16 protein-coding genes and 1 pseudogene are annotated in these 19,452 nt (G+C 61.3%); 13 read left to right on the forward strand and 4 right to left on the reverse strand.

Translation table 11 applies throughout. The annotated features are described in order from the left end of the window. Positions 1-8: 8 nt before the first annotated feature. From Q7S58_RS09670 to Q7S58_RS09685, 4 genes and pseudogenes are all read left to right on the forward strand, one after another. Positions 9-665, forward strand: a pseudogene (locus Q7S58_RS09670) (efflux RND transporter periplasmic adaptor subunit); the annotation flags it as partial. Continuing rightward, a complete protein-coding gene (locus tag Q7S58_RS09675; RefSeq protein ID WP_304824186.1) occupies positions 662-3,796 on the forward strand; it encodes an efflux RND transporter permease subunit in 3,135 nt (1,044 codons plus the stop codon). The pseudogene Q7S58_RS09670 and the gene Q7S58_RS09675, both read left to right, overlap by 4 nt. Before the next feature lie 118 nt (positions 3,797-3,914). Then, a complete protein-coding gene (locus Q7S58_RS09680) occupies positions 3,915-4,274 on the forward strand; it encodes a TSUP family transporter (RefSeq protein ID WP_304824190.1) in 360 nt (119 codons plus the stop codon). Between the two features lie 65 nt (positions 4,275-4,339). Further along, positions 4,340-4,777, forward strand: a complete 438-nt coding sequence (locus Q7S58_RS09685; protein WP_304824194.1) for a DUF892 family protein — start codon at positions 4,340-4,342, stop codon at positions 4,775-4,777. 4 nt (positions 4,778-4,781) lie between these two features. Here Q7S58_RS09685 and Q7S58_RS09690 read toward each other — a convergent pair whose 3' ends face one another. Next, entirely contained in the window at positions 4,782-5,813 is a 1,032-nt protein-coding gene (locus tag Q7S58_RS09690; RefSeq protein WP_304824197.1) for a hypothetical protein, read from the reverse strand. Between the two features lie 118 nt (positions 5,814-5,931). Here Q7S58_RS09690 and Q7S58_RS09695 point away from each other — a divergent pair, with 118 nt between their 5' ends. The 8 genes from Q7S58_RS09695 to Q7S58_RS09730 all read left to right on the forward strand — a co-directional run bounded on the left by Q7S58_RS09695 (position 5,932) and on the right by Q7S58_RS09730 (position 14,184). Next, entirely contained in the window at positions 5,932-6,183 is a 252-nt protein-coding gene (locus Q7S58_RS09695) for a hypothetical protein (RefSeq protein WP_304824200.1), read from the forward strand. A gap of 20 nt (positions 6,184-6,203) precedes the next feature. Continuing rightward, positions 6,204-7,319, forward strand: coding sequence for an N-acetylglucosamine-6-phosphate deacetylase (gene nagA / locus Q7S58_RS09700; protein WP_304824203.1), 1,116 nt, complete (start codon positions 6,204-6,206; stop codon positions 7,317-7,319). Between the two features lie 37 nt (positions 7,320-7,356). Then, complete coding sequence (locus Q7S58_RS09705; protein ID WP_304824206.1) at positions 7,357-8,211, forward strand: MaoC/PaaZ C-terminal domain-containing protein; 855 nt, start codon at positions 7,357-7,359, stop codon at positions 8,209-8,211. Between the two features lie 27 nt (positions 8,212-8,238). Next, positions 8,239-9,495 (forward strand): ABC transporter substrate-binding protein, encoded by a 1,257-nt coding sequence (locus Q7S58_RS09710; protein ID WP_304824209.1) that lies wholly within the window; start codon positions 8,239-8,241, stop codon positions 9,493-9,495. After that, positions 9,476-10,690, forward strand: coding sequence for an anhydro-N-acetylmuramic acid kinase (locus Q7S58_RS09715; RefSeq protein WP_304824212.1), 1,215 nt, complete (start codon positions 9,476-9,478; stop codon positions 10,688-10,690). The genes Q7S58_RS09710 and Q7S58_RS09715 overlap by 20 nt, the downstream gene beginning before the upstream one ends. 629 nt (positions 10,691-11,319) lie before the next feature. Further along, entirely contained in the window at positions 11,320-11,535 is a 216-nt protein-coding gene (locus tag Q7S58_RS09720) for a hypothetical protein (protein WP_304824215.1), read from the forward strand. A gap of 136 nt (positions 11,536-11,671) precedes the next feature. Continuing rightward, a complete protein-coding gene (locus tag Q7S58_RS09725; protein ID WP_304824218.1) occupies positions 11,672-12,865 on the forward strand; it encodes an NAD(P)-binding domain-containing protein in 1,194 nt (397 codons plus the stop codon). Beyond that, positions 12,865-14,184, forward strand: coding sequence for a hypothetical protein (locus Q7S58_RS09730; RefSeq protein ID WP_304824222.1), 1,320 nt, complete (start codon positions 12,865-12,867; stop codon positions 14,182-14,184). Before Q7S58_RS09725 ends, Q7S58_RS09730 begins: the two co-directional genes overlap by 1 nt. Here the strand turns inward: Q7S58_RS09730 and Q7S58_RS09735 are convergent. The 3 genes from Q7S58_RS09735 to Q7S58_RS09745 all read right to left on the reverse strand — a co-directional run bounded on the left by Q7S58_RS09735 (position 14,164) and on the right by Q7S58_RS09745 (position 17,091). Continuing rightward, positions 14,164-14,412 (reverse strand): helix-turn-helix domain-containing protein, encoded by a 249-nt coding sequence (locus tag Q7S58_RS09735; protein ID WP_304824225.1) that lies wholly within the window; start codon positions 14,410-14,412, stop codon positions 14,164-14,166. The two genes, Q7S58_RS09730 and Q7S58_RS09735, sit on opposite strands and share 21 nt — an antisense overlap. 442 nt (positions 14,413-14,854) lie before the next feature. Next, positions 14,855-15,709 (reverse strand): glycosyltransferase family A protein, encoded by an 855-nt coding sequence (locus Q7S58_RS09740; protein ID WP_304824228.1) that lies wholly within the window; start codon positions 15,707-15,709, stop codon positions 14,855-14,857. A gap of 35 nt (positions 15,710-15,744) precedes the next feature. Further along, positions 15,745-17,091: an MBL fold metallo-hydrolase gene (locus tag Q7S58_RS09745; protein WP_304824231.1), complete on the reverse strand. Its 1,347-nt coding sequence runs from the start codon at positions 17,089-17,091 to the stop codon at positions 15,745-15,747. A gap of 1,192 nt (positions 17,092-18,283) precedes the next feature. Here Q7S58_RS09745 and Q7S58_RS09750 point away from each other — a divergent pair. Beyond that, positions 18,284-19,408 (forward strand): Ig-like domain-containing protein, encoded by a 1,125-nt coding sequence (locus Q7S58_RS09750; protein ID WP_304824234.1) that lies wholly within the window; start codon positions 18,284-18,286, stop codon positions 19,406-19,408. Positions 19,409-19,452: the final 44 nt, after the last annotated feature.

Raw genomic sequence — 19,452 nt, forward strand, 5'->3', positions numbered from 1 at the left:
AGTTCGATCAGATCGTATCGACATTGCGGATCGACGAGGCCGACGCGGAATCCGCGGCGAAAGCGGTGTCGCTCGCGCGCAAGAAACTCGGCGACACGGAGATCAAGGCGCCGTTTATCGGCTCGGTGCAGAAACGGATGGTCTCGCTCGGCGAATACGTTGCGCCGGGCAAGCAACTCTACGAATTGATCGCGATCGATCCGATCAAGCTGCGGTGTCCGATGCCGGAGCGCTTCGTGCCGATGGCGCAGGTCGGGCTGAAGGTGAATCTCACGATCGACGCGAAGCCGGGCATGACCTACAGCGGCACCATCACGAGAATCGCGCCGGCGCTCGACGAAAGCAGCCGCACGCTGCTGATCGAGGCGGAAGTCGCCAATCCCGAGCACGTGCTGAAGCCGGGATTTTTCGCGCACGTCACGATGAATCTGGGCCACGATCGGGCGTTGTTCGTTCCTACCAGCGCGGTGCTGCGATACGCGGGCGTCGCGCGCGTGTTCACTATCGAGAATGGCGTCGTGCATGCGCGCGAAGTAACCACCGGCAGCGTGGTTGGCGATCAAATCGAAATCAGCAAGGGGCTCAAGGAAGGCGAGCATGTCGCGGTGAGCGACGTGGATCGGCTGGCCGACGGAACCGCCGTCGTCGCGAAGGAGCAGTCGTGATTCTCGCCGACCTATGCGTCCGACGGCCGGTCTTCGCTACGATGTTCGTGGGCGTGCTGGTCGTGCTGGGATGGTTCTCCTACATGCGCCTCGGCGTCGATCTTTTTCCGAAGGTCGACGTGCCGATGGTCATGATCACGACGTTCCTGCCCGGCGCCGCGCCCGAGGAGACCGAAGCGCGCGTCACCAAGCCGCTCGAAGAGGCGATCAACACCGTCAGCGGAATCGACGAGCTGCGCTCGAACACGCTCGAGGGCGTCTCGCGAATCATGCTCCAGTTCAAGCTCGATCGCGAACTCGACGCGGGCGTGCAGGACGTGCGCGACAAGATTTCGACCGTGCTCGATCGGCTGCCCGACGGCACCAAGCCGCCGCTGGTGCAGAAGTTCGACGTCGGCGCGACGCCGGTCCTGACCATCACTGTTACCGGCTATCAGAATCTCAAGGAGCTGACTGAACTTGCGCGGCGGCGCCTGAAGGAGCCGCTCGAATCGACCGACGGCGTCGGTTCGATCGACATCGTGGGCGGACGCGAACGCGAAATCCACATCGCCGTCGATGCGGACAAGCTGCATGCTACCGGCGTGACGATTCAGCAGGTAGGGACGGCGCTCGCGCGGCAAAACGTCGAGTTCCCCGGCGGCCGCATGAAGCAGGGCATGTCCGAGGAGATGCTGCGGACGCTGGGGCGCATCACCGAGGTGCCGGATTTCGCCAAAGTGATCGTCACCGCAATCGAAGGCAAGCCAGTGACGGTCGGCGATGTCGCGGCGGTCGAGGATTCGGTGAAGGAACCGCGCTCGCTCTCGCGATGGGACGGAAAGAACGCGGTGTCGCTGATCGTGCGCAAGCAGTCGGGCGCCAACTCGATCGAGGTGGTCGATCGAATCAAGGAGCGGTTCAAGGATCTCAAGGGCACGCTGCCGCCGGGCGTGGACGTGATCTTCACGCGCGATTCCTCGAAATTCGTGCGCGAGGCGGTCCACACGGTGCAGGAGCATCTGGTGATGGGCGGCATCTGCGCCGCGATCGTGGTGTTCTTTTTCCTGGGCTCGATTCGCTCGACGATTATCGCGGCAGTGGCGATTCCCGTATCGATCATCTCGACCTATTCGCTGATTCTCTGGATGGGCTTCACGCTCAACCGGATGACGCTGCTCGCGCTCACGCTCTCAGTCGGCATAGTCATCGACGATGCGATCGTCGTGCTCGAAAATATCTGGCGGTTCATCGAAGAGAAGCACATGGATCCGATGGCGGCGGCCAAGGCCGCCACCGCCGAGGTCGGTCTTGCCGTCAGCGCGACGACGCTTTCGCTGGCGGTTATCTTCGTGCCGGTCGCGTTCATTCATGGCGTGATGGGCCGCTTCCTTAATTCCTTCGGACTCACGATGGCGTTCTCGATCATGGTGTCGCTGCTGGTAGCGTTTACGCTGACGCCGATGCTCTGCTCGCGCTATCTGAAGGCGACCGGAAAAGGTGGAGCAAAGCACAGCACGAAGGACTGGAAAATATTCCGGCTGATCGAGGACAACTACGATCTCGCGCTGCGCTGGTCGCTCGACCATCGATGGGTGCTCGTAGTCATCTCGATCGCGCTGATGATTTCGATTCCGTTCCTCGGCAAGATGGTCGGCGCTACCTTCATGCCCGACGACGATTCGGGCGAGTTCGCGGTAAACGTGCGCACGCCGCCGGGATATTCGCTGGCGCACACCGATGGAATCGTCGCGCAGATCGAAGATCGCCTGCGGACGATTCCCGAAGTTCGCGATCTGTTCACGACGGTTGGCGCCACCAACGGCGAGGATCGCGTGACCGTCGCGCAAGTCGTCGCGAAACTGTTCCCGCTCGACCAGCGCAAACGCAGCCAGGAAGACATCATGGCGAGCGCGCGCAAGCTGCTCAACGATTTTCCGGCGCTGCGCATCAGCGTCGATCCGATCAAGCCGTGGGAGCAGGGCGGCTATCGCGAGGTCGCGGTCGAGTATGACATGCGGGGCCCCGACCTCGAGACGCTGAAGACCTACGCCAGCACGCTGATGGCGCGGCTGCGCAAAATCCCGGGCATCGTCGATCTCGATTCGAGCTACGAAGGCGGCCTGCCCGAGTTGCAGGTGAATATCGATCGCACCAAGTCGGCGGACCTCGGCGTTTCCGTCGATGACATCGCGCTGACGATGCGCACGATGGTGCAGGGCGACGTGATCACGCGTTTCCGCGAAGGCCAGGATACTTACGACGTGCGGCTGCAACTGGCGGAGAAAGATCGCAACAATCCGGTGGTGGTCGCGGGGCTGACAATTCCCTCGTCGAAGGTCGGGCAGGTGCGGCTCGACAACGTCGCGACGCTCACGCATGGCACCGGGCCGGTGCAAATCGATCGGCAGGATCGGCAGCGCAACATCTCGATTGTGTTCAACTTGGCGCCCGGGTTCGCGATGAACAAGGTGATGGACACGGTGACGCGCGAGGTCGAGTCGATGCATCTGCCGGCCGGTTACATCGCAGCGTTTGGCGGCCAGAGCAAGATTTACGGCGAGATGGTGACCGGCTTCGTGGTCGCGTTTCTGCTCTCGATCATATTTATGTACATGGTGCTGGCTGCGCAGTTCGAGAGTTTTGTGCATCCGATTACGATCATGTTATCGCTGCCGCTGGCGGTTCCATTTGCGCTGATCTCGCTGCTCGTTTTCCGCGAGCATCTGATGCTGTTCTCGACGCTCGGCATCCTGTTGCTGTTCGGAATCGTGAAAAAGAATTCGATTCTCCAACTCGATCAGACGCTCAACCTGCTGCGCTCGGGGATGCCGCGGCGCCAGGCGATCCTCACTGCGAATCGCGATCGGCTGCGCCCGATCCTGATGACGACGGCGGCGCTGGTCGCGGGCATGATTCCGGTCGCACTCGGCCAGGGCGCGGGTGACAGCTCGATTCGCGCGATCGCGCTGGTCGTGATCGGCGGGCAGACGCTGTGTCTTTTGATCACGCTGCTGATCACACCGGTCGCGTTCTCGCTGTTCGACGATATGGAGCACTGGTTCCGCGCATGGCGCAAACCGGCGGCGGCGCGGCTCAAGCTGGTCGAACCGGCGTACGATCTCGAGCCCGAGCGCTCCGCGATCGATTAGCCGAACAAGCTTAACCACCAAGACACCAAGGCACTAAGGAAAAATCTTTCCTTGGTCTCTTTGTGCCTTGGTGGTGCCTTTCCGTTCCTGATAGCGTCCTTCGATGCGGAGGGAATCGATGGGACAAATCGCGATCGTTCTGGTACTCGGATTGGCGGCCGGCATCCTGGGCGGCTTCGTCGGGGTCGGCGGAGGCGTGCTGATCGTGCCGGTGCTGGTGCTGATGCTCGGCTTCGATCAGCATCTCGCGGTCGGGACGTCGCTCGGCGCCTTGCTGCCGCCAGTCGGAATTCTCGGCGCGTACGAGTACTACAAGCACGGCCATTTGAACATCACGTATGCGCTGCTGCTCGGACTCGGCCTGTTGATTGGCGGATATATCGGCGCGGTTTACGCAGTGCGGATGTCTGGCGCGACACTCAGAAAAGTCTTCGCGGTTTTTCTGCTGATCACTTCGCTCAGAATGCTCTGGAAATAGCCGACAGCGCGATGCGCGACCCAATCGAACTTGCAGAGCCCCGTCGCGCTTACTAGCATCCGCACGTGGATCAGCGACTCGATCAGCGTCTCAATGACGCGCTCAATCTGCTGCTCGAAGCCGAGCGGGCGGGCGTGATTGCGCTCGACAAGTTGATCGCGGAAGTCGAGCAGGACGAGTTGCGGAATTTTCTCCGCGGCTCGCGCGACATGGAACAGCGCAACGCCGAAGAACTCGAGGCGTTGATTCGCGACAATGGTGGAGCGCCTTCGAGCAAGACCGGTCCGTTCGCGGACAAAGTCGCGGCACTCGGCACGATTCGCGAGCGGCTCGCGCTGATGTCGCACGGACAGGAGTGGGCGGCGCGCAAGACCGAAGTGGCGTTGGCGCTCGCTCCGGAGAGCGGCGCGATTCACGACTATCTCACCGCGATGGCGAATCGGCATCGCGCGGAAGTCGAATGGGGCCGCGCCGAAGTGATCAGATTGATGAACGCGAGCTGAATCGTTACGCGCTCATGTTCGTTAAGGGCGCGGTCGGCTGCAATCCCGCCTGCGCCGCGGCGTCGAGTCGCTCCGTCGCCTGAAAGCCCGCGAGATCCTGATACAGCCGGAGCCCCGCTGCGACAAAGAATGCCGCGGTGGCAAAGCTTACTCCGATCGCGGCGAGATCCACGACGAAGATCGTCGTTCCAATCGATCCCGTGACGACGCCGACCGGTCCGAACAGCAGGCTCACGATCACGAATGCGCCGGCGGCCCACGAGTTGTAGCCGGACCAGACCGCGAGGAAGACCGCGATACGGATTGCCGCCTTGAAAAATCGCTTGCGCATCAGATCGCGCGAATAGAGCAGCGCGTGGAAGCTATGCTTGTCGTCGAAGATCAAGGCGTATTGAGCGAAATACAGCCACACGTACACCAGTCCGCCGACGATCATCATCGCGAAGAGGATGATGTAGAGCGCGACGTTCATCGAGTCGGCGACGTAACCGGCAGCGGCCTGGAACAGCAGAATCGCTGCGACCGGCGCTAGTAATTGAAGGAACGTCACCCAGATGAATCCGGGCGCGAGCCGGATCGCTCTTTTGTAAATTTCGAGCGCTTCAGCCAGCACGCCCGGCGCGCGCATCCCGGACTGGACGCGATAGAGCGTGCAGAGCGTCAGCAGCGTCGCGATCAGAGTGAGCAATCCAAAGATTATATGCAGCGTCGTCGTAAACCACGGCGAGAATGGCTGCGGCTCGCGGAGCGGCGGCGCCGGCGGCTTCGACGGCTTTTCGCTGGGCGGTGTCGGCTCCGGCGTCGCGGCGATCTGCGAGTAGCTTATCGTGTGCGAGTGATAGCTAATGTTCTGCGTTCCGGGCGCGAATGTATTTGCGAGGCGCGACTGTAGATTCAGCGCGTCGGGCAGCAGGCATAGCGCGGCGGCAAATGTCAGCGGCGCCAACACCACAGCCAGCGCCGTCCAGTTGCCGCGCAAATCGTTCACTGCGTTGGCGAGATAAATGAAACTGCTTTTGAGGCGCAACTGATTCACGGCGCGTAAGAGGTTGGCATCATGGCTATCGCGAGACAAGAGCGGCGGAGCGCCGGTTACCGCGCACCCCTGCGATGGTATAATTTTCGGGCAAACGATTCAGTTGGAGAACGCAATCATGGCCGATGACGAGCGCGCATCGAAAATCGAACATGAAAACAGGATGCTTCGCCGGCTCCGATTTTTGGTCGAGCTGACGTTCGCGACGATTGCGCAGGACGCCGACCTGACGCTCGAAGACGCGTGGGAGCATGTCACCGCGCTCAAGGGCGCAGCGGTCGCGATGTTTCCCGGTAAGGAAGATACGTTCGACCTGCTTTACCTGCCACGGTTTTCGCGGCTGCTCGCGGAGCGCTTCGGCGCCAACTGAGTGCGACGCGGCAAACCTGGATGACGACGCTCGGCGGCATCATTGCGCTGCCAGACGGTTCGACGGTGAAGGGCAACGTCTCGTTCACCGATCGAATCGCGCGCATCGAGGAATCGTCGAGCGCCGGCCACGACTGCATCCTGCCGGGCCTGATCGACCTGCAGGTCAATGGCTCGGACGGTTTCGACGTGATGAGGGCGACGCCCGAGTCGTTGCTCGAGTTGGGGCGATTGCTCGCGCGCGAGGGCACCACTGCATGGTTGCCGACGGCGGTCACCGCGCCAATCGAGCAAATTGCACGCAGTCACGACGCGATCGCCGAGGCAACTGAGTTGTCGCGCGCATCGGGCAGTCAGTCCGCGGCGATCCTCGGCATGCATCTCGAAGGCCCGTTCATTTCGCCGCTTCGTCTCGGTGCGCATCCGAAGCTGAATCTCGAGCCGCGCGGCGATTCGTTCGAGAGCGTGCTAGCGATGCAATCGCTCAAGCTCATCACGCTCGCGCCAGAAATTCCCGGCGCACTCGACGCGATCGGCCGCCTGGTCGCGCGCGGCGTGATCGTTTCGATCGGGCATACCAACGCAACGCTCGAGGAAGCGAACGCGGGCATCGCGGCGGGCGCGCGGATGTTTACGCATCTGTACAATGCGATGCGCCCGCTGAATCATCGCGACCCCGGCGTGATCGCGAGCGCTCTCGCACCGTCGCCCGCATTTGCGGCGCTGATCCCCGACGGCGTGCATGTGCATCCTGAGATGCTGCGACTCGCGTGGCGTGCGCGCGGAAAAAGCGGGATGCTGATCGTCACCGACAAAGTCCTGCTGGCGAATGCCGTCGCGAATCCCGGCGGCAGTGTCGGGCGCGGCCGAGCGAGCATCCGCGACGGCGCCGTGCGCCTCGCCGACGGCACTCTAGCGGGGAGTATCATCTCGATGCTCGATGGAGTGCGACTCATGATCGACAAGGTCGGCGTCACGATCGGCGATGCGGCGATGCTTGCCGCGACCAATCCCGCAAATCTGCTCGGCGCGATCGATCGGGGGCGCATTCAGCTCGACGCGCGCGCCGATTTGATCGTGCTCAGCCGCGCGTTAGAGTTGAAAGCCGTATTCCTTGGCGGGCGCGAACTCGCCTGAAGCACCCGAGGATTGCGCGAAAATTCGGAGCTCATCGATGCCGCTGAACAAAGACTGCGCTGGCCGCGAATATCCGCCGATCACCACCGAAGTCACGCTCGAGGCGATGCAGAATTATGCGCGCGCTTACAACGACGACAATCCCGCGTACTTCGATGCGAGCCGGGCGGTCGGAATCGTCGCGCCGCCGATGTTCGGCGTCGTCGTGACGTGGAACGCGGTAATGGGCGCCACGATGGATCCGAACGTCGGAGCCGATTTGCTGCGCTCGGTGCATGGCGAGCAGGACATGGAATTCCTGCGACCGATTCGGCCCGGCGACGTAATCATTGCGGCCGCAAAAATTGCCTCGATCGAAACCAAGGTCACTGGCGAAACGATGACGGTCGAAGTGAACGCGCGCGATCGCGACGGCAAGCCGGTGCAGAAAACGCTGTTCAGCATTTTCGTTCGCGGGCGCAGAAATCGCGACGTCGCGGCGGCGGAACCGCGCATCGTCGAACCTGATCGCGGCGCGCCGCTGTACACGGTCGCGCAGACGATCGACAAGGACCAGACGTTTCGCTACGCGGCGGCGTCTGGCGATCGCAATCCGATTCACGTCGATGAAACGGTCGCGAAGATGGCGGGCCTGCCCGGCATCATCGTCCACGGCTTGTGCACGATGGCCTTCACGTCGAAGGTCATCATCGACAACTGTTGCGCTGGCGATCCGACGCGTCTCAAGCGGCTGCGCGTACGTTTTTCGCGGCCGGTCCTCCCCGGCCAAACGATCACGACGAAAGTCTGGAGCGACGGCGAAAGAGACGGACGGCTAGTTTTCGCATACGAGACGTTCAACGCCGAGGGACCAGCCGTGATCAAATCCGGGCTCGCGGAAGTCACGCCCTGACGCACGATCTTCGGATCGCGTGAGAACGTGAAAATCACGATCGGCCTCTCGCTGTCGCTGACGGGCGAATACGCGCCGCTCGCGCGTCAAGCTGAGACTGCGCTGCGCCTGTTCGTCGCGGATATCAACGCGGGCGATGCGATCCGTCTCGGCGGCGAGCGCTGCGAATTCGTGCTCGAATGCCACGATGATGCGAGCAACTCGTCGCGATGCGCCGGCATCTATCGCGCACTCTGCGCCGATTCGCGCATCGGCATAATCTTCGGCCCCTACTCGAATCGCCTCGCTCGGATCGCCGCTCCGGTCGCCGCCGAGACGCGCCGCATTTTCATAAATCACGGTGGCGCGGGCGATGAACTGTACGAACGCGGCAATCGAATGATCGTCGGCGTGCTGAGTCCCGCGAGCGATTACATGCGCGGCTTCATCCGCCTGCTGAGCACGCTGAAGCTGTGGCGCAAGCGCCTCGCGATCATCGCGTCGCCGACCTCATTCGCGCGCGCAGTCGCGGCGGGAATCGAAAAGGCTGCCGCGGAACGCGCCGCGCGCCTTCGCGGCCTGCGCATTCGGGTGAAGTGGAACGGCGCGTTCGATCCCGACGCCTCGCCGACGAAACTTTTCCCCGCGCTGCGGCGCAATCGCGTCAACGCGCTAGTCAGCGCCGGCAGCTATGAACACGACGTTGCGGTGATGGGCGCGGTGGCGGAGTCGCCGCTCGATATTCCTGTGCTCGGATGCGTCGCGGCGGGCGTGCGGCGCTTCGGCGCCGACTTGGGCGAGCACGCGGAAGGAATCGTCGGACCGTCGCAGTGGGAGGAAATTGCGACAATCGATCCTGAGATTGGGCCGTCGCCCGCGGAGTTCGCGCGACGAATGAACGCCGCTGGCGTTGACGCTCCCGACTATCCGAGTGCACAGGCGTACGCCGCCGGGTTGCTCACCGCTGCCGCCATCAATGAGGCCGGCAGTCTCGACACCGAAAAAATTCGAGCAGCGTTTTCCGATCTGCGCACCACGACGCTGTTCGGCGGCTTCTCGATCGATCGCGTAACCGGCCGCCAGCTTGGTCACGCGATGCTGCTCGTGCAGTGGCACGCCGGGCGCAAGGTGATTATCCAACCCGAGGCGCACACCGACGTCGGTTCGCTCGATTTTCCATCCGGATGGCGACTGCTGCTTGCGGGCCTTGACGCGCTCAAGTTAAGTCGTCGTGACGATCGTCCCGAGGAATACGACGACGCGAACGACGAAACGAAGGAAAAAAATGAGCGCAGTCAGGATTAGCCTCGAGGGCGGCAAGTTGCTGGCGATCGGCCTGATGTCGGGCACGTCGCACGACGGCGTGAGCGCGGCGATGGTCGAGATCGACGAGGGCGCGCGGCCACCCGCTAAAGTCGTGGCGTTCCAGACTTTTCCCTATTCATCGCGGATGCGCGGCGAACTGCTCGAAGCGTCGGCGGGAACCGGCGTCGGCAGCGCCGCAATCTCGACGCTCAACGTTGCGCTGGGACGCACACTCGGCGCGGCCGCGATCGCGATCGCAAAAGAGGCAGGCGTCGAGATGTCGGAGGTCGCGTTCATCGGCTCGCACGGTCACACGTTTTTTCACCGGCCGCCGCGCAGTGCGCGACGCGGCCAGCCTGCTTCGACGTTGCAACTCGGCGAGTCGTCGGAGATCGCGGCAATCACGGGCGTGCCGGTCGTCGCAGATTTTCGCCCGATGGATATCGCGCTCGGCGGCGAGGGCGCGCCGCTCGCGCCGCTGGCTCATCAATGGATGTTCGCCGATCGCAAGCTCGGACGCATCGTGCAGAACATCGGCGGCATCGGCAACGCGACCTACATCCCGCCGGGCGCGCGCCTCGGCAATCCGGATTTGATCGCGTTCGACACCGGACCTGGAATGGGGATGCTCGACGCGCTCACGTCGCGAATCTCCGCCGGGCGGATGCGGATGGATCGCGACGGGCGGATCGCTGCGCGGGGCCACGTCAACGATCATCTGTTGGCAGAATTGATGCGAAATCCGTACTTCAAACGTCGCCCGCCGAAATCCACCGGCCGCGAGGAATTCGGTCCTCCGTTGCTCGATCAGATCGTCATCAAAGCGCGGCGCCGGCAAATCGTCGATTTCGATCTGGTCGCCACGATCACTGCGTTAACCGCGCGATCGATTGGCGACGCGGCGCGCGATTTCATCCTGCCGCGAGGCCGCCTCGATCAATTGATCGCGACCGGCGGCGGTGCTCGCAATCCCACGCTGATGCGGATGCTGGCCGCGGAACTTCCGGAGGTTGAAGTTTTGACGGCGGACAAAGTGGGCGTCGATGGCGATTCGCTGGAAGCGGTGGCGTTCGCGATTCTCGGCTACCAGATGTTGCGCGGACGCCAGGGCAACCTCCCCACCGTGACCGGCGCGCGCGCGCCCGCGATCCTGGGCAAACTCACGCTCCCGCCAACTCCGATCTCGGAATCCTGAGAGTTGTGAATTTCAGTCGCGTGAGAGATTGGGAATTTTCGTTGCTGAACGATTTTGCCTGATGCGAGATACGCACGGATCGGGATCAATGAGGCCACCTGATCCGCCAAATCGGTCCACCGCGACGGTTGATTTCAAAGATCCTGGGCGCGCCGAGCGACGGGATCACCGCGCCCCGGTCGCGGTCTGCGGACAACTTACGCGCGCTCGCGAATCGCTCAGGTCCGCAACACGGTCGGCTGCAATGCTACTGAACGTTCCCGCGGTCTTACCAAGGTCGCGGCGCTTTATTCCTTGAGACGGTCGGATAGACGACTCGTCCTTGCCGTCGGTCCCCGTAGGGCGTCAGCCGCCACGTATTCTATTTATTTGACTAGTCTCTGTCATTCTTTCATATTTAACTTGACTTTGATTAACTATGATACTAGATAATTCTTTATAGGCGACCGCCGGTCGCAGTTGCCCGGGGAATCAGGATGCCGCGTTATTCCTCAAATTCCGCGTCTTTTCGAGGCGTCGCCAAACCGAATGGAAGAACCACAATGGGAACACTAAACAGTTCGCCACGCACCCTGCGCAAGGATGACCAAGTCCCGTGCCGGCCCGACGATCCGTGCGCGCGATGCTCGATGATGAAGGTGATTCAGCACCGATTTGCTGAATTTCGGCGCGTGTTCGGCAGGGATCCGGAACCCTTCGAACCCTTGTTTTTCTTCGAAAATCTGCCGACACCTGTCCTGGCTGACGAGACTCACATGATGCAGCAGTTGTTCGAAGCTGCCCGGTACGCGGCGGTGGATTTCGATCGGCTGCTGGACTTCCTGCACCGTCGAACCGGGATCTGATGGCGCCACTCCACACGAAACTTCGCCCAGGTCTCCACGCCGGAGAATTGCGCGCAGGCATCGCCCTCGATTTTGCATTCGCCGATGACCGCTTCTTTCGAACCGCACAACTGAGATTTCCGGGAGTCCCAGGAGAGTGAGCTCAAGATCCGACGTCGCAATAATAGGCGCAGGCCCGTACGGCTTGTCGGCCGCGGCGCATCTCCGTGCAGCCGGTGTCGAGGCGCGGGTCTTCGGCCGCACGATGGACTTCTGGGAAGGGCACATGCCGGCCGGGATGCGACTGCGCTCCTCCTGGGACGCGAGTCACATCTCCGATCCGCAACGCCGCCTGACACTCGAAAACTATCAGTGCGCCAATCGGGTCAAGCTCGATACTCCGCTGCCGCTTAGCGGATTTATCGATTATGGCCGCTGGTTTCAGCGCGAGGCCGCGCCCGACGCCGATCCGCGGCGAGTGCATCTCGTCGAGCGCGACGCCAATTGCTTTCGTCTGCGACTCGAGGATGGCGAACTGATCGAAGCAAGGCGAGTGGTGATCGCGACCGGAATCCTGCCGTTCGCGTATCGCCCGCCGGAGTTCGACGAAATCCCCTGCACGCTCGCGTCCCATTCCTGCAACCATCGCGATCTCGCCGCCTTCGCCGGAAGGAAAGTGACCGTAGTCGGCGGCGGGCAAAGCGCGCTCGAGTCGGCCGCCCTGCTGGCCGAAGCCGGCGCCCAGGTCGCGGTCGTAACGCGCGCTCCTGGCGTGCGATGGCTCACGCGCAGCGGCCGCCTTCATCGACTGCCGGCGCGGGTTCGCCGCCTGCTCTACCATCCGACCGACGTCGGCCCGGCGCTCCTGAGTCAACTGGTGGCTCGCCCCACGCTCTTCAGGCTCCTGCCGCGCGATCTTCAGGAGCATATCGCATGGCGATCGATCCGCCCCGCGGCATCGTCGTGGCTGATGCCGCGCGTCACGATGGTTCGATTCACTTACGGCCGCAGAATAACCAACGTGATCCGGGTTCGCGATCGGCTTCGCCTTCATCTCGACGACGGAAGCTCGCGCGAGACTGAGCACGTGATTCTCGCGACCGGCTATCGCGTGGACATCAGGCGCTACTGCTTTCTGGCGCCGGAACTGCTCTCGGCCATGAGGGTCGTGGACGGTTATCCGGAACTGAAGACGGGCCTCGAGTCGTCGGTTGCGGGTCTTCACTTCCTCGGTGCGCCAGCGGCGCGCAGCTTCGGTCCGCTGGTGCGCTTCGTCTCCGGCGCCCACTTCGCATCTTCCGCCCTGACCGCACGAATAACCAATCGGCGCGCCCCGGAATCGGTACCCTGATGGAAACACCTGACGGCGGCATCGATCCGGCCGCACCGACGCGGCAGCGCGGCGCGATAGTAATCGGCGGCGACTATCGCGGCTTGGGCGTGGTGCGGAGTCTCGGCCGGCGCGGAATCCCGCTGTGCGTGGTCACCGACGAGTACCGTCTCGCGGGACTTTCGCGTTACGTCGATCGCCGTCTCAAGTGGCCCGCAAACGAGTCTGATCAACTTAAATTTCTGCTCGACCTCGCCGCGCATCGCGGGCTCGCCGGATGGGTACTGTTCCCCACTGGCGACGAGACCGCGTCGCTGATTGCGCGAAACCATGCCTGCCTGGCGAGCCGTTTCACCCTCACCACTCCGCCGTGGGAGACGCTGCGATGGGCCTACAACAAGCAGTTGACTTACCGCCTCGCGCGCCAACTCGGCATCCCGAGCCCCCTTACCTGCTACCCGAAGAATCGCGAGGAGCTCGTGCGGCTTGAATGCTCCTTCCCGATCATCCTGAAACCCGCCCACAAGCGGAACCCGAGCCGCTTCACCCGCGACAAAGCCTGGCTCGCCGCCGATCGCGACCATATGCTCGCCCTTTACGACGAGGCCTGCACCATGATCGAGCGGGGCGCGATCATGCTCCAGGAATTGATCCCGGGCGCGGGCGCCTCGCAGTTCTCATTCGCCGCGCTATGCGCCGAGGGTAAGCCGCTGGCGTCGCTCGTCGCCATCCGGCAGCGCCAGCATCCGCTCGATTTCGGTCACTCCAGCTCGTACGTCGAGTCGATCGAGCAGCCCGAGGTCGAACGGCTCGGCCGCAGCGTCCTTGGTGCAATCCGGTTCAACGGCCTGGCGGAGGTCGAGTTCAAACGCGACCCGCGCGACGGCATCTTCAAGCTGCTGGACATCAACCCGCGCGTGTGGGGATGGCATACCCTGGGGGCGCGGGCCGGCGTCGATTTCTCTTACCTGGCGTGGCAGCTCGCCAACGGTGTCACGCTCAACGAGGCGCGGGGACGCGCGGGCGTGCGCTGGATGCGCGCGATCACCGACGTCGCAGCCGCGGTGGAACAGTTTCGCGCCGGCCACTTATCGCTGCGGGGCTACCTGCGCTCGCTGCGCGGCCCGCTCGAGTTCGCGATCTGGGCGCCAGACGATCCGCTCCCATCGCTGTGCGAAATTCCGTCGCTGATGCGCACGAACTTCAGCATCCGCCGCACCCTCGCTCGCCCTGATTCCGCGGCAGTCCGCCCGCGGGGAACTGACCCTCAGGTTTTGCCAAGGGGGGCAGATTTAATCGATGACGCGAGCGGCCTTCATTCAGATTCGCCGGTCGCGTGACGGAACGCGGCGGCGGCGCAAGAATTCTTCGATATCGTCGCTGCGAAAACGCATCATGCGGCCAATCTGATGGTATCGCAGTTGGCCGGTCTTGATGATCCGATAAAGAGTTCGCTCGTTGATTTGCAAGAGGCCCGATAGCTGAGCCACGGTGTAAAACTCGCGACGAGCCTCGAGCGATCCCGATAGTCTGCTTACCTTGCTGTCGAACTTGTCTTCCCGCCGCATTTTTCCTGCCTTTCGCCGACTGTTCTTACCGTCGGTGGCCGAAGCCGGAAGAACGACGATGTATGTTTCCAATCTTTCTCGACGCGCTCGGGAAGAACAGCGCATCGTGGAACGATTCAGCAGCGCGTCATCCAGTCGTTCGACTTTTCACTGGTGTCGTTACTTCAAACACTTTGAACTGGTCACGCCGCGCCGCGACGCTATACACACAAGGGAGACTTCGCGCCACTTGAGACGAAACCATAAACCGTTAGTGAATCAAGAATCAACGATCACGGTCGCGTTTATGCCGAGGAACACCGGACGTCTAAAGGGACGACACTGCCGGATAGCATCACATGGTTCCATGCGCCGTGCTTGAAGATGCGGGGACTGGTCGCAACCGCGAAAGATCGCATCGTTCGACGCGATCGATCGTCGCAGGCTGAAACCGCGTCGAAGACTAACGCCAGACCGAATCCAGCATCAGGAGGCGGCGAACTTGCTGGCGGCGTATGAAGTTGATCAATTTCGCGTCATTGACGTTCGGACGCCCTCTAAGCCGGCTGTCGAAATATCCCGCAGCCATGCATATCGCGGAGACGGGTCGCGTAACCGCCATCCGCGCCGCTCGCGCGACAAGGAAGAATGGCGAATAGCCGACGTAGTAAGCCGTCTGGCCCTTGCCGAAGTGTCCGCGCCACGCGCCTGCCGCCGCGCCCTGGGGACGATGATGGTAGGCGCGGATGTGGCGAAAGCTTTGCGTCTTGAATCCGTTCATCAACGCGCGCATCTCGTCGATCGTGTCCCAGCCGGCGCAGCTTTCGAGCGGCTGAATCACCGAGAAGCATCTGGCGGAGTACATCTTGGTGGCGCCGCGGGTATGAAACGAATGGATGCCGCGCGCTTCATGCCAGCGATCATTAAATCGCTCGTAAAGGGTCGCGCCGGCGATTCCAAGCCGCGGGTTCGCGGCGAATTCGTTGAGCATCAACTGCACGAAGTCGGGCGCGAAACTCAAGTCCGCGTCGAGCCGGAAGATGAAATCAACGTCCTGCCAGGCCGCGCGCGGAAGGAATTGCATGATCACCGATTCGCCGCCCGCTTCGCGCGGACGATTGCGCGCGAGATGCACCGGCTCGATCCAGTCGTGCCGCCGCGCCGCCTCGTCGAGGATCCGCGCAGTGGCGTCGGCCGAACCATCGTCGATCACGATCCAGCGCTGCGGCCGCCGCACCTGACCCGCCATGCTCTCAATCAGCCCGGGCAGGAATCGCTCCTCGTCGCGGGCCGGAGTTATCGCGATATATCTGTCCATTTGAGCACCAAAAATCGATCCTGTTGGCGTCGGCGTCAGTTGGCGCGACGCTTTAGCCGGTAGACGTAGGGCAATCGGATCCACGCGGTCGTCAGATCGGTGTAGCGGACCGCGGCCCGGAGCCGCTTCCCGAAGTATCTCAGGGTATCGCCGCTCAGCAGATACTTGAGCCGGCCATACGCCTGCGCGTTGTTCAGTGCGAACAGCGCCCGATGGATTCGCCAGTTCGCCCGGTTGCGCACCACCGTATGCTGCGCCGAACTGGATAGCGTCTGCAGTCCGTACGGCTTGAAGAAACAAAGATGCAGCGGTTGCGAACTCATTATCAGGTCGGGCGGCCGCGAGGATTCGACCTCGCTGAACGAATCGGCCGGAATCGAAAACGCCACGGTCTTGTTCAGATCGGGCAACTTCACCACCACCGCGCGCAGCATCCTGAGCAGCGGACTGGGATACTTCTCATGCAGATGCCGCACCATCAGATGGAATGCTTCCTTGATCGGCGGCAACGGCATCGCCGCGGGGGTGTCGTAGGGAAGTTGGTCGATCGTCTCGTAAGCCGCGTCGTATTTTGCGAGCGCCGCCGCCGAATCGCATCGCGCCGATGAATCATAGGTGTCGCCGGGGAACAGGATCGCCACCCCGAGCGCGCGCTTCTGCGCGTAGTCCCAGACGTCGCGCGGATGATTGGCAAAGGTGTTCATGTAGCGATTGTCCGCCAGTGAAAAACGCATCAAGCTCGCGAACGGGATGGTGACTTTCGCCCCCAGCGCCTGGTGATTGCGGAAGATCTTCTCCAGCACCGCCACCGCGCCGCGCCGCAAATGGGATTCGCGCGGCTGGAAGCCGTTATAGACCGCGAGCGAGAACTGGCTGAGCACCGTATCCACCCGCCCGAGGTCCGATCTCACCCGGCGGCAATCGGTCGCGTTGAGGCGCGAGTCATTGATGTTGAATAGAGTCCCTTCCGGCTCGATCACGCCGAGGCATGAATCAAGTGTGCCTGCGCTGTAGCAGTACACTGCGCTCCGCCCGCCGAGCGCGATCTGTTGCCGATGGCGCAGCACCTGGAAGTTCTGGTATCCGCACTCCTTCAGCACGTGGAACAAGCGCTCCGCGTGATTGTCCTGGAACAGGATGGTGACGCGCCGCTTGAATTCAGCCGGCAACGAATTCAGGCTCGGGACGTGAAAATGATCCGGATGAATATGCGAGATCCACAGATAGTCGATTCCGCCGAGCTTTGAGCGGTCAAACGCGGGCGGCGGGAACAGCGACCACGATTCATTGAATACCTTCCCCGTAAGCCATGGGTCGGTCCACACTCGCATCCCGTGCGTTTCGATTACGACCGAAGCATGTGAAACCAGGGTGACTTTCACGGGTTAACCCGCTTCTCTACTGAGTGCGATCTTTAGCATCCGCCGCTTTTATCCCTCGGCGTTGGCTGCCCGACGATTGTTTTGCATTTTTTTTTGGCCGCGACACGACCCATCTAGCATGCATGAATTGATTTATTACTACTTAATTTGCAGCCTAACTGACCTAGCAAGCCAGAGCAAGAAAAATTAGCTCCAGCCTGATTACAATGGCTAAAACATAAGAAAGGATAGTTCCAGTTCACGGGCGAGATCGTCAGTTTTGCCGCTCGACGGGTAGACACAAGCCGCTCTGGCGATTTCAGTCGGTGGGGAGTGACAGGGATATACCGGCATATCCTTCGATGGATACCGATAGACCCTGATAGTCTTGCAGCTCTAAAGAATGTTATAGATGAATTAGGGCTTGAAAAGACCATCTCGATCCGTTACTCCTTTCACCGTCGCCTGGTATAGAACGTCTGCCTGTCGCCTTCTCCGGTTGGCACCCTCTGACCGATTTCCGATGGCTGACTGTGTCGTTCTGGGCTCGCTAATCTGATTCGGTTTGCCTGGCTGCGTAGGAGACTCCTGCGGGGCAGGTGGAGGAGTTATGCAAACAGCAAAGATGTTGCGAAGGTGCAGAGTCTCGCTGCTGGTTGCCCTGAGCTTTTCGATAGCCGCCTTTGGCGCGGTGCCGGCTGCTGCCGATTGGTGCAGTTCGGGCCCCGACCCCGACCGTGACAACGACGCCGACGCCGGCCGCAACTCCGGTCCCGGCGCAGGCATTCTACGTCTCACCCACCGGCAGCGACGCCAATTCGGGCTATTCGCGCACCGCGCCTGTGCGAGACCTCCATATCAACATCAACCGATCGCCTTCTCGCAGAGCGCTTGCGCGATTGTAAATGTTACATCCCATAGAGCAACGGCCGGAATTCAGATGCCAAGATTTGACAATGATTGACGACCAAAAGTCATTTAAGGTCATATTTAGTCATGATGAGCGCTATGTAATATATTCAAATCGCTTTAGCACACCATCGCGACAAAACTGTTTGCTACTAAAACAAACTTTTTATAATCACATGCAGAGAGTTCAGGTCTTTGCGGATTGCAAGTTAGCTGATCTGAGTGTCGGGCCTGGGCGAGGCGGTCACTTAACTCGCAAACCTTTGAGTTGAACAACTCAAAGCCATCGAGGAGGCATATCTTAGTGGTTTCGAACAAAGCATGGTTTATTTCTGCAATCATGGCGTTGGTTCTTGTCCGTGGAGGCACCTCGTTCGCGCTGGTGTCGATCAACTCGCCATCCAGTGGCGCCACAGTGAGCGGCGTGGTGACGGTCAAAGCCCAGGTGGATCAGGCCTGGTGGTCCAAACTCTGGGTCGATTCAAGCGGGGTCGCCACGGCGCCAGTCGGCAATGTCACATTTACTTGGGATACCACCAAAATTGCGGACGGCACTCATACGATGACGGTCAAAAGCTATGCCAAGAATAGTTCCACTCCTAACGCGTCATCGTCGATTACCGTCACTGTCAAGAACCAGTCACCGATTGTGAGCGGAGACTATTTCACTACCTTGCGCGAAGGCGACCCGTTGCCCAGCGGGGCATGGTGCGCCTCACACATTCCCTGGGAACCTGAGGTGGTGTCGCAGAACGCAGGGGCGAATAGTACCATGCCGACCGCGAGCCAGCTCGCCGCCTACGCGGCCAACGGTTATACCGCCAACTACTATAATGGCAAGTGGGCATATGCCCGAGTGGATGGAAACTATACGGGCACCACGGACATGATAATACGGTGGGCCGCCTGCAAGTGGGGAATCGATGAAGACATAGTGCGGACACAGTCGTCGGCAGAGCACTGGAACTGGCATCAGACCGACAGCGGCGGCGACAAGCGATACTCATATTCGCAATGCGTGAATGGCGACTTTACCAGTCTGTGGAATTTCATGTGTCCCAACTGTTGCTTTCAAACCTGGAGCATCTGGCAGACCAAGGTGTACTACAGCTGGCAGACCTGGCCGATGATACGGGATTCCACGGCGTTCGCGGCGGATTTTCGTTATGCGGACCAGCGTGCATGCATGAACGGCGATCTGGCCGGCTATTTCGACCGCCGTCCGGGTCACAATGGCCACAGCTATGCAACTGACATCGCCAATGGCGATTTGAACACGATTCTTTGGGGCTGTATCGGCATGCATTTTTCCGGCGATTGGTATGATGGAGATTCCAATAGCGGAGCGATTTGGTACATTGCCTCACTAAAGGGCACTCTCGCGGAAAAACCTTGGCACAGGTGGACCCAGGTAAATTGGCCGGATTGAGTGCAAGCTACTTAGCCAGCAATTCTGCCGATTGAACTCTGGGG

It is taken from the genome of Candidatus Binatus sp. (genome assembly GCF_030646925.1).
GTDB lineage: Bacteria > Desulfobacterota > Binatia > Binatales > Binataceae > Binatus.

What these genes read in the sequence shown, in the direction of transcription:
- Q7S58_RS09680 (WP_304824190.1), top strand. Translation starts at nt 3,915, where the DNA reads ATGGGACAAATCGCGATCGTTCTGGTACTCGGATTGGCGGCCGGCATC.
- Q7S58_RS09695 (WP_304824200.1), top strand. Translation starts at nt 5,932, where the DNA reads ATGGCCGATGACGAGCGCGCATCGAAAATCGAACATGAAAACAGGATG.
- nagA (WP_304824203.1), top strand. Translation starts at nt 6,204, where the DNA reads ATGACGACGCTCGGCGGCATCATTGCGCTGCCAGACGGTTCGACGGTG.
- Q7S58_RS09705 (WP_304824206.1), top strand. Translation starts at nt 7,357, where the DNA reads ATGCCGCTGAACAAAGACTGCGCTGGCCGCGAATATCCGCCGATCACC.
- Q7S58_RS09715 (WP_304824212.1), top strand. Translation starts at nt 9,476, where the DNA reads ATGAGCGCAGTCAGGATTAGCCTCGAGGGCGGCAAGTTGCTGGCGATC.
- Q7S58_RS09720 (WP_304824215.1), top strand. Translation starts at nt 11,320, where the DNA reads ATGATGAAGGTGATTCAGCACCGATTTGCTGAATTTCGGCGCGTGTTC.
- Q7S58_RS09730 (WP_304824222.1), top strand. Translation starts at nt 12,865, where the DNA reads ATGGAAACACCTGACGGCGGCATCGATCCGGCCGCACCGACGCGGCAG.
- Q7S58_RS09735 (WP_304824225.1), bottom strand. Translation starts at nt 14,412, where the DNA reads ATGCGGCGGGAAGACAAGTTCGACAGCAAGGTAAGCAGACTATCGGGA.
- Q7S58_RS09740 (WP_304824228.1), bottom strand. Translation starts at nt 15,709, where the DNA reads ATGGACAGATATATCGCGATAACTCCGGCCCGCGACGAGGAGCGATTC.